11 protein-coding genes and 1 tRNA gene are annotated in these 10,420 nt (G+C 45.8%); 6 read left to right on the top strand and 6 right to left on the bottom strand.

Annotation, left to right across the window (positions count from 1 at the left end):
* Positions 1-39 precede the first annotated feature (39 nt).
* From VHA02S_RS23795 to lolB, 6 genes are all read right to left on the bottom strand, one after another.
* Positions 40-116 (bottom strand) — tRNA-Met (locus VHA02S_RS23795).
* Positions 117-401: 285 nt separating this feature from the next.
* The gene (ychF, locus tag VHA02S_RS23790) at positions 402-1,493 is read right to left on the bottom strand and encodes a redox-regulated ATPase YchF (protein WP_005449255.1); all 1,092 of its coding nucleotides are present in this window, start codon (positions 1,491-1,493) and stop codon (positions 402-404) included.
* Positions 1,494-1,503: 10 nt separating this feature from the next.
* Positions 1,504-2,094 (bottom strand): aminoacyl-tRNA hydrolase, encoded by a 591-nt coding sequence (gene pth, locus VHA02S_RS23785; protein WP_005438598.1) that lies wholly within the window; start codon positions 2,092-2,094, stop codon positions 1,504-1,506.
* A 151-nt stretch (positions 2,095-2,245) separates the two neighbouring features.
* Positions 2,246-3,190: a ribose-phosphate pyrophosphokinase gene (locus VHA02S_RS23780; protein ID WP_005449254.1), complete on the bottom strand. Its 945-nt coding sequence runs from the start codon at positions 3,188-3,190 to the stop codon at positions 2,246-2,248.
* Between the two features lie 27 nt (positions 3,191-3,217).
* Positions 3,218-4,090 carry a 4-(cytidine 5'-diphospho)-2-C-methyl-D-erythritol kinase gene (gene ispE / locus VHA02S_RS23775; RefSeq protein ID WP_009696818.1) on the bottom strand — a complete coding sequence of 291 codons (873 nt, stop codon included), beginning with the start codon at positions 4,088-4,090 and terminating at the stop codon, positions 3,218-3,220.
* Positions 4,087-4,725, bottom strand: a complete 639-nt coding sequence (lolB, locus tag VHA02S_RS23770) for a lipoprotein insertase outer membrane protein LolB (RefSeq protein ID WP_080640369.1) — start codon at positions 4,723-4,725, stop codon at positions 4,087-4,089. The genes ispE and lolB overlap by 4 nt, the downstream gene beginning before the upstream one ends.
* A 134-nt stretch (positions 4,726-4,859) precedes the next feature.
* Here lolB and hemA point away from each other — a divergent pair, with 134 nt between their 5' ends.
* The 6 genes from hemA to kdsA are packed head-to-tail and all read left to right on the top strand — an operon-like array spanning position 4,860 to position 10,240.
* Positions 4,860-6,116, top strand: coding sequence for a glutamyl-tRNA reductase (hemA, locus tag VHA02S_RS23765; RefSeq protein ID WP_005449251.1), 1,257 nt, complete (start codon positions 4,860-4,862; stop codon positions 6,114-6,116).
* 29 nt (positions 6,117-6,145) lie between these two features.
* Positions 6,146-7,234 carry a peptide chain release factor 1 gene (prfA, locus tag VHA02S_RS23760; RefSeq protein WP_005449249.1) on the top strand — a complete coding sequence of 363 codons (1,089 nt, stop codon included), beginning with the start codon at positions 6,146-6,148 and terminating at the stop codon, positions 7,232-7,234.
* Between the two features lie 3 nt (positions 7,235-7,237).
* Positions 7,238-8,095 (top strand): peptide chain release factor N(5)-glutamine methyltransferase, encoded by an 858-nt coding sequence (gene prmC / locus VHA02S_RS23755; RefSeq protein ID WP_038898457.1) that lies wholly within the window; start codon positions 7,238-7,240, stop codon positions 8,093-8,095.
* 40 nt (positions 8,096-8,135) lie between these two features.
* Complete coding sequence (locus VHA02S_RS23750) at positions 8,136-8,519, top strand: SirB2 family protein (RefSeq protein WP_005449241.1); 384 nt, start codon at positions 8,136-8,138, stop codon at positions 8,517-8,519.
* A gap of 5 nt (positions 8,520-8,524) precedes the next feature.
* Positions 8,525-9,334, top strand: a complete 810-nt coding sequence (locus VHA02S_RS23745; protein WP_005449240.1) for a SirB1 family protein — start codon at positions 8,525-8,527, stop codon at positions 9,332-9,334.
* Positions 9,335-9,388: 54 nt separating this feature from the next.
* Positions 9,389-10,240 (top strand): 3-deoxy-8-phosphooctulonate synthase, encoded by an 852-nt coding sequence (kdsA, locus tag VHA02S_RS23740; RefSeq protein ID WP_005449239.1) that lies wholly within the window; start codon positions 9,389-9,391, stop codon positions 10,238-10,240.
* The last annotated feature ends 180 nt before the right edge of the window (positions 10,241-10,420 follow it).

Raw genomic sequence — 10,420 nt, 5'->3', positions numbered from 1 at the left:
ATCTATTCCTAATTGCTCTTAAAAAAGAACCTTTAGGAATGGTGGCTACGACGGGATTCGAACCTGTGACCCCATCATTATGAGTGATGTGCTCTAACCAGCTGAGCTACGTAGCCAAAACCATGTTTTCTCGTTCTCGTCGCTAAGTTGCCTTGTCGTCGGGAACGGCGCGCATTATGCGAAGTTGAGTGAGATCCGTCAACAGTTTTTTTCAATAAATCCTGCAAAATCCATCGTTCGCTTCCTTTTTAAACAAAGAGGCGCGTTTATGATCTAAAACTGGAAATAAAATGGCTTGCAGTAAGGGACTTAATTTCTTGTTGTTTTAGAAAGGTATAAAAAAAGCCAGCGCTATGGCTGGCTTTTTATGTAAATGAAGTGTTTAGAATTCATTCACTTAATTATACGTTGAAGCGGAAGTGTACAACATCACCATCTTTAACGATGTATTCTTTACCTTCTAGACGCCATTTACCTGCGTCTTTCGCGCCGCTTTCACCGTTGAATTGGATGAAATCGTCGTAACCAACAACTTCAGCACGGATAAAGCCTTTTTCGAAGTCTGTGTGGATCTTCGCTGCCGCTTTTGGTGCCGTAGCGCCAACAGGGATAGTCCATGCACGAACTTCTTTCACGCCAGCTGTGAAGTAAGTTTGTAGGTTCAGTAGTTCGTAACCTGCGCGGATAACGCGGTTTAGACCTGGTTCTTCGATACCTAGGTCTGCTAGGAACTCTTCACGCTCGTCATCTTCTAGTTCAGCCATTTCTGATTCGATAGCTGCACATACAGGAACAACAACGTTGTTTTCTTTCGCTGCAAACTCACGTACTGCATCTAGGTATGCGTTGTCTTCAAAACCATCTTCGTTCACGTTAGCGATGTACATTGTTGGTTTTAGCGTTAGGAAGTTTAGGTAGCCAATTGCTGCTAGCTCTTCTTTTGCAAGATCAACAGTACGCGCCATGCCACCTTCTGTTAGTACAGGAAGCAGTTTTTCTAGAACCGTCAGTTCGAATTTCGCGTCTTTGTCACCGCCTTTTGCTTTCTTAGCGTTACGCTGGATAGCGCGTTCACAAGAATCAAGGTCAGCCATTGCTAGTTCAAGGTTGATAACTTCAATATCTTCGATTGGAGATACTTTACCTGCAACGTGAACGATGTTGTCGTTTTCGAAACAACGTACAACGTGGCCGATTGCGTCAGTTTCACGGATGTTCGCTAGGAATTTGTTACCTAGACCTTCACCACGAGATGCGCCCGCAACTAGACCAGCGATGTCTACGAATTCCATTGTGGTAGGTAGAACTTTCTGTGGGTTAACGATCTTTGCTAGAGCATCTAGACGTAGATCTGGCACAGGAACCACACCAGTGTTTGGTTCAATGGTACAGAACGGGAAGTTTGCTGCTTCAATACCCGCTTTAGTTAGTGCGTTAAACAGAGTTGATTTACCAACGTTAGGTAGACCAACGATGCCACATTTAAAACCCATGATAGTAACCTTATTCAGCTTTGAACGTGTGGAGGCGATTTTGTGCTTTTGATAGACCATCCTTAATTAGGATATCTAGACAGCGCACTGATTCGTCAGCTGCGGCGTCTAGTAGCTCTTGCTCTTTCGCTGGAGCTTTGCCTAGTACAAAACCCGCCACTTTATCTTTGTGTCCCGGATGGCCAATGCCGATACGAAGACGATAAAAATCTTTGTTATTGCCCAGTTTGCTAATGGTGTCACGCAGACCATTGTGACCACCGTGACCACCACCTTTCTTAAACTTAGCGACACCTGGCGGTAAGTCTAGCTCGTCATGAGCAACCATGATCTCTTCTGGCTTAATTTGGTAAAACTTCGCAAGTGCTGCGATTGCTTTGCCAGAGAGGTTCATGAAAGTGGTTGGGATTAGCAAACGGAGATCCTGGCCATTGACCATAATGCGTCCTGTTAGGCCAAAGAATTTTGGTTCATTCTTCAGGGTAACGTTGTGAACGCGTGCTAATTCTTCTACAACCCAAGCGCCCGCATTGTGGCGAGTTTTGGCGTATTCTGGTCCCGGATTAGCAAGACCAACAAGAAGTTTGATTGGTTGAGTCAAGGTTAGGATCTCTCTGGAATCTCAAAAAGCGCAGTATGATAGCACAGAATTCTCGCAGTGGGCGACCAAGGGATTTTCTGCCTATCGATACAAATAAAAAAACACCCCAAAGAGGGGTGCTTTTGAAATCAGTTTAACTGAAATGTTCGTATTAGTTGAACATTGCAGAGATTGACTCTTCGTTGCTGATACGACGAATCGCTTCAGCTAGCATGCGAGATAGGCTTAGTGTGGTTACTTTGCCAGTTGCAGCCATCTCTTTAGATAGAGAGATAGAGTCAGTCACGATAACTTGGTCAAGAACAGAGTTCTTAATGTTGTCCGCAGCGTTACCAGAGAATACAGCGTGAGTTGCGTAAGCGAATACACGCTTAGCACCGCGCTCTTTTAGCGCTTCTGCTGCTTTACATAGAGTGCCACCTGTATCGATCATGTCATCAACGATCACACAGTCACGACCTTCAACGTCACCGATTAGGTTCATTACTTCAGAAACGTTTGCACGTGGACGACGCTTATCAACGATAGCGATGTCGATGTCGCCTAGCGCTTTTGCAGTTGCACGAGCACGAACAACGCCACCTAGATCAGGAGAAACCACTACTGGGTTTTCTAGACCACGAGATTGCATGTCTTCTAGAAGTACTGGTGTACCGAAGATGTTATCAACTGGTACATCGAAGAAGCCTTGAATTTGCTCAGCATGTAGGTCGATAGTTAGAACGCGGTCTACGCCAACGTTAGATAGGAAATCAGCAACAACTTTTGCAGTGATTGGCACACGCGCAGAACGTACACGACGGTCTTGGCGAGCGTAGCCGAAGTAAGGAATTACTGCAGTGATACGACCTGCTGAAGCACGGCGCATTGCATCAATCATAACAACCAATTCCATTAGGTTGTCGTTAGTCGGTGCACAAGTGGATTGAATGATGAAAACATCACTACCACGAACGTTCTCATTGATTTGAACTGCAACTTCGCCATCAGAAAAGCGAGAAACAGATGCATCACCAAGAGAGATGTAAAGACGATCAGCAATACGTTGGGCTAGTTCAGGTGTTGCGTTACCAGCAAATAGCTTCATATCAGGCACGGTGGAAACCTCGGGTTTGCGTCCAGTTTAAATAGGTCGGTGTGAGGCTGATTGGTATTCAGCCAAAGTCTCTTTTAGTGGCGAAATATTTCGCCCTTGAGCGACAAATGCCGAGACTTTATCAGAGAGTTGTGCAAGGATAGTTTCTGCTTCGGATTTGCTCGAAAATTCAGCAAAAACGCAAGATCCTGTCCCCGTCAATCTTGACGGCGCGTATTGTAGCAGCCATGAAAGTTGCTTATCAACCTCTGGGTAGAGCATTCGTACAATTTTTTCGCAATCGTTTACGCTTGGCGTGTTCAAAAGCGTTTCTAAATCGCGTTTTGGCGTGTTTCGAGTCAAGTCCGGATGTCCGAATATGTCGGCGGTTGCAATAGAAACATTTGGACGAACAACTAAATACCATTTCTCATCTGGATGAGCAGGAGAAAGTTTCTCGCCAACGCCTTCAGCAAATGCGGCAAAGCCACGCACAAATACAGGCACATCTGCACCAAGTGCAAGACCGATTTCGGCTAATTCATCATCACTAAGATGGGTTTGCCATAGGTAATTGAGCGCAACCAAAGTAGTTGCTGCGTTTGATGAGCCGCCGCCAATGCCACCGCCCATTGGTAAGATCTTATGAAGATCGATATGTGCCCCATACGAGCATTTCGCATAACGTTGAAGTGCGGTCGCCGCTTTCCATATCAAATTGTCTTGCAGAGGAACACCTTCGATCTCTGGCGAAATCGTGATCTCACCTGAATCGTTCGCTTGAATGGTTAGTTCATCGCCGTGATCGACGAACTGGAATAGAGTTTGTAACTCGTGGTAACCGTTTTCGGTCCGACCATTGATATAAAGAAAGAGATTCAATTTCGCTGGTGATGGCCAACGGGTTGAAAGATCGATCATTGGGTGATGTTCCATTTTGTGATCACTAAATTAATTTTTACGTCAGACGTACTTAGTTTTAGCTTGTTTGGGAGAGGTAACGTCTGGCTATGCCACTCAATATCACCGTAACGCTGGTAAGCAATATTCCAGTCGTTCAAACCGATCTGTTTGTCCAGTGCTTGGAGAGTATTGGTCGGTGATAGTTGGAAAGAGTCGGCATCTGTTGGTAAGCCAAGTAGCCAATCAGGTAAATGGTCAACTGGCATCATTAAGCCGGTTAATCGGTAAATCAGTTGGTTAGCATCACGAGCGGAGAGTACTTGGTCATCATAGGTTTCGACGGTTGCGCCTTGTGGCGTAATAGTGAGCTTTAATGCGGTTTGACCAAGTAAGGTCGTTAAGCGTAACTGGCTTAGTGACGAAGAGTGCTTCCAGAAGAAATTCAGGCTTTGTCTTTGATCGGGACCAATGTAGCCAAGTTTGCCTGTGGCTTGAAAATTTTTAATGGTTTCAAGTCGCTGCTCGTGTGCCTGCCACTCTACGCTGGTGACACTTTCAGGAACAGAACTACAACCTGCGAGAACAATGCTCGACATGAGCAAGATGAGAAAGGAGCGTAAGGTCATGTTTGATGGCTTATTAATCAGTTTCATCGGTAATCGCTCACAACTATAGCATTGAAAAGCCGAGTGAAGGAAAACAAATCCGGCTTACCCTTTCAATAAATGCGTGCTTACAGTAAAATTCTGAACCTATTTTATAACCGATCTCAGAGATACCACGTTAGATGTCCTTGCTTGCTATTGGAATCAATCACAATACAGCGTCTGTTGACTTGCGAGAGAAAGTGGCGTTCGGACCCGATAAATTGGGACCAGCACTTGAGCAACTCAGAGACCATGAAGCCGTCAATGGCAGTGTGATTGTTTCTACCTGTAACCGTACCGAAGTGTACTGCGACGTGAAGCAAGGAGCGCGAAATAAGCTTATCGACTGGTTAGCCCAGTTCCATCAAGTTAGTCAAGAAGACTTGATGCCGAGCCTTTATGTCCATGAAGAGCAAGCGGCGATTAAGCACTTGATGCGTGTTTCTTGCGGCCTTGATTCACTGGTACTAGGTGAGCCTCAGATTTTGGGTCAGGTAAAACAAGCGTTTTCTGATTCCCGAGATCATCAGGCGGTGGATGCGTCGATTGATAAGTTGTTCCAAAAGACTTTCTCAGTCGCAAAACGTGTTCGAACAGAAACTGATATTGGTGGTAACGCCGTGTCGGTGGCTTATGCTGCCTGTACATTGGCGAAACACATCTTTGAATCACTGTCTGACTCAACCGTACTGTTGGTTGGTGCAGGTGAAACCATCGAATTGGTGGCAAAACACTTAGCGTCGAACGGCTGTACTAAGATGATTGTTGCAAACCGAACTCGAGAGCGAGCTCTTGGTCTAGCAGAGCAATTTGGAGCAGAAGTGATCAGCTTGAATGAAATTCCTGACCATTTACCAAGAGCAGACATCGTCATCAGCTCAACGGCGAGTCCTCTACCTATCATTGGTAAAGGCATGGTTGAGACCGCGTTGAAGAAACGTCGTCATCAACCGATGTTATTGGTCGATATTGCAGTACCTCGCGATGTGGAAGCTCAGGTTGGGGAATTGAGTGACGCTTACTTGTACTCGGTGGATGACTTACAGTCGATCATTGATAGCAACATCGAACAACGTAAAGTAGAAGCCATTCAAGCAGAAGCGATCGTTAGCGAAGAAAGCGCGGCATTTATGACGTGGCTGCGTTCACTTCAAGCAGTGGATAGCATTCGTGATTATCGCAAATCGGCCAACGAAATTCGTGAAGACTTACTAAGTAAAAGCCTACAATCATTGGCAACCGGTGCAGACCCAGAGAAAGTGCTGCGCGAACTTAGTAATAAACTCACCAACAAACTGATTCACGCTCCAACTCGCGCGCTGCAAAGTGCGGCAGAGCAGGGCGAACCAGCAAAATTAACGGTTATCCGTCAGACCCTTGGTTTGGATGATCTGTAACTCACGCTTTTTATTAAGAAAACGACACTATGAAAGCCTCTATTCTGACTAAGCTAGAAACGCTAGTAGAACGTTACGAAGAAGTTCAACATCTTCTTGGTGATCCTGATGTAATTGGAAATCAGGATAAATTCCGCGCTCTATCAAAAGAGTACTCTCAGCTAGAAGAAGTTACTAAGTGCTTCCAAGCGTATCAACAAGCGCAAGACGATCTTGTCGCTGCTGAAGATATGGCGAACGAAGACGACGAAGAAATGCGTGAAATGGCGCAGGAAGAAATCAAAGAAGCAAAAGAAACGATTGAGCGTCTAACTGATGAGCTACAAATTCTTCTTCTTCCAAAAGATCCAAACGATGACCGTAACTGTTTCCTAGAAATCCGTGCAGGTGCGGGTGGTGACGAAGCAGGTATCTTCGCTGGTGACCTGTTCCGTATGTACAGCAAATACGCAGAAAAGCGTGGTTGGCGTATCGAGGTGATGTCTTCAAACGAAGCTGAACACGGTGGTTACAAAGAGATGATCGCGAAAGTGAGCGGTGACGGCGCATACGGCGTGCTGAAGTTTGAGTCAGGCGGTCACCGTGTACAACGTGTACCAGCGACCGAATCTCAAGGTCGCGTTCATACTTCTGCGTGTACCGTAGCGGTTATGGCGGAAATCCCAGAAGCGGATCTGCCAGAAATCAAAGCAGCAGACCTAAAAATCGATACATTCCGTGCATCTGGCGCGGGTGGTCAGCACGTTAACACCACGGATTCTGCAATCCGCATTACCCACTTACCAACTGGTACAGTAGTAGAGTGTCAAGACGAGCGTTCACAGCATAAGAACAAAGCAAAAGCGATGGCAGTACTTGCTGCTCGCATCGTTCAAGCAGAAGAAGAACGTCGTGCAGCAGAAGTTTCTGATACACGTCGTAACCTATTAGGTTCTGGTGACCGTAGCGACCGTATCCGTACTTACAACTACCCACAAGGTCGTGTTTCTGACCACCGCATCAACCTAACCATCTACCGTTTGAACGAAGTGATGGAAGGTGACCTGCAAAGTTTGATTGATCCTGTGGTTCAAGAGCACCAAGCAGACCAACTTGCGGCGCTCGCAGAGAACAACTAATCGATGAGCCAAGTTCAATCTATTGAGCAAGCGCTGAAAAGTGCGACGGCAATATTGACTGAAGGCGGCAAAGAGTCGCCTTCTCTCGATGCAGCCGTACTTCTTTGCCATGTCCTTGGCAAACCAAGAACCTATCTTCTGACTTGGCCTGAAAAAGCATTGGACCCCGAGCAACAAGCTCAGTTTGATGCGTTATTGGCTCGTCGTATCACGGGTGAGCCTGTGGCTTACATTATCGGTGAACGCGAGTTTTGGTCTTTACCTCTTAAAGTCTCTCCATCCACATTAATTCCAAGACCGGACACGGAACGTTTGGTTGAAGTTGCATTGGATAAAACTTACGAGCAGACAGGACCAATCCTTGATTTAGGCACTGGCACTGGGGCGATTGCATTGGCATTGGCGTCTGAGTTACCCAAGCGTCAAGTGGTGGGGGTTGACCTTAAACATGAAGCGAAAGAGCTCGCAGAGTACAACGCATCGCAGTTAAACATCAAAAATGTGACGTTTGATCAAGGTAGTTGGTTCGAACCTATTGCCAGCGGAACAAAGTTTGCTTTAATTGTCTCCAACCCACCGTATATCGACGAAAAAGATCCACATCTCGCGCAAGGTGATGTGCGTTTTGAGCCAAAATCGGCACTCGTTGCGGATGAGAATGGCTTGGCGGATATTCGCCATATCTCTGATCTTGCTCGTCAATATTTGGAAGAAGATGGGTGGCTCGCGTTTGAACATGGTTATGACCAAGGCGAAGCTGTTCGTGAGATCATGACTCATTTTGGTTTTGAACAAGTAGTCACGGAAAAAGACTACGGCGGTAACGACCGAGTGACACTTGGTTGTTACAAGCCTTCATAATAACGAGCAAGTCAGCAGTAACTTATAAAAGAGAAATGAAATGTACGTAGCTCTAAAACACATTCACTTAGTAACGATCGCATTGAGTGCGACGCTACTATCGATCCGATTCGTATTGTTGATGATGGATTCTCCAAAGCGCAACAACCGATTCCTAAAAGTTTTCCCACATATTGTTGATACCGCGTTACTCCTTTCCGGTATTGGTTTGATCATGGTGACAGGCTTTATTCCATTTACGGATGCAGCGCCTTGGTTAACCAACAAGATCACTTGTGTGCTTGCGTACATTGCTCTTGGTTTCTTTGCTTTAAAGATGGCAAAGAACAAGCTGCTGAGAATTTTCGCCTTCTTTGGTGCTCTAGGCTGGCTAGTGATGGCCGCTAATATTGCCGTATCTAAAAATCCAAACTTATTTGGGTAATCTTCATGCTTGAGTTTTTTGACGAAGATTTTGACAACATGGCGTTGGTGGAAGGCGCGTTAGAACTGAACCACTCCATCAATCCAGACACTAATGTGCATTGGGCAAAGCAAGAATTAGAACGTCTTTATAAAGAAGCGGAAGCTATTCTGGTTCACGAGACGGACGAAGAACAACGTTTTGATTCGTTTCTCCGTTTGTTCTTTTATGAATGGGGCTTTAAAGGCGACGATCAAGAGTACTTTATCTCTGACAATAGCTTCATTGATAAAGTGTTGGAGCGTAAAAAAGGCATTCCCGTTAGTTTGGGGGCGGTCCTACTTTACTTGGGGAACCGACTTGGTTTTCCGATGAAAGGCGTGACCTTTCCGACGCAATTTTTGATCAAAGTAGATTGGATGCACAAAACGCCGGACTACATTAATCCATTTAACGGTGAATACGTCGGTGAGAAAATCCTTCAAGCTTGGCTGATTGGTCAAGAAGGTCCACTTGCAACCTTGAAGCCTGAGCACTTTGAAGAAGCGGATAACCCAACAGTAATAGGTCGTTGGTTGGCATTAATTAAAAGTGCGATGTTGCGTGAAGAGCGTTATACGTTAGCACTACGGTGCACCAACCTTGCGCTGACTTTCGTACCGGACGACCCATACGAGATTCGTGACCGAGGCTTTATCTTCCAACAATTGGAGTGCCATCAGGTAGCGGTTTCAGATTTTCAGTACTTTATTGACCAATGCCCAGACGATCCGGCATCAGAGCTACTAAAATCACAAGTTAACGCGATGAGCGAAAAGCACGTTACGCTTCACTAAATTTTATCGGCATGCTGAAAGCGGCGTGTTGAAGACAGACAAAAGAGAATCAAAATGGAACAGAAAATCGTTAATATTGGCGACATTCAGGTTGCTAACGACAAGCCATTCACCCTATTTGCAGGTATGAACGTTCTTGAGTCTCGTGATCTTGCTATGCAGATCTGTGAGCACTACGTAAAAGTAACCGACAAACTTGGCATCCCATACGTGTTCAAGGCATCGTTCGATAAAGCAAACCGCAGTTCTGTTCATTCATACCGTGGTCCTGGTCTGGAAGAAGGCATGAAAATCTTCCAAGAGCTGAAAGACACGTTTGGCGTGAAGATCATCACTGATGTTCACACTGAGGAACAAGCTCAACCTGTCGCTGATGTGGTTGATGTTATCCAACTTCCTGCATTCCTAGCTCGTCAAACTGACCTTGTAGAAGCAATGGCGAAAACAGGCGCGGTGATCAACGTTAAAAAACCTCAGTTCATGAGCCCTGGTCAAGTAGGTAACATCGTTGAGAAGTTTGCTGAGTGTGGTAACGAAAACATCATTTTATGTGAGCGCGGCTCTTGCCATGGTTACGACAACCTAGTGGTTGATATGCTTGGTTTTGGTGTCATGAAGAACGCATCAAAAGGCAGCCCAATCATTTTTGACGTAACGCACTCGCTACAAATGCGCGATCCGTCGGGCGCGGCATCTGGTGGTCGTCGTGAGCAAACCGTTGAACTTGCGAAAGCGGGTCTAGCAACAGGCATCGCAGGTCTGTTTATTGAAGCGCACCCGAACCCAGATCAAGCTCGCTGTGATGGTCCGTCTGCACTGCCTCTAGATAAACTTGAGCCATTCCTAGCGCAAATGAAGTCACTAGATGACCTCATTAAGAGCTTCGACAGCATCGATATCAAATAATCAGTTTACTGAATGTTTGTGGGAAATGGTCAGCCAATGTGCTGACCATTTTTGTATTGGCATATTCATTCTGCCAAATTATTCTTTTCTCGCTTCTCGCTTCTCGCTTCTCGCTTCTCGCTTCTCGCTTCTCGCTTCTCGCTTCTCGCTTCTCGCTTCTCGCTTCTCGCTTACCAATTG

It is taken from the genome of Vibrio harveyi NBRC 15634 = ATCC 14126 = KCTC 12724 (genome assembly GCF_001591145.1).
GTDB lineage: Bacteria > Pseudomonadota > Gammaproteobacteria > Enterobacterales > Vibrionaceae > Vibrio > Vibrio harveyi.
This window is presented reverse-complemented; position numbering and strand designations above follow the sequence as displayed.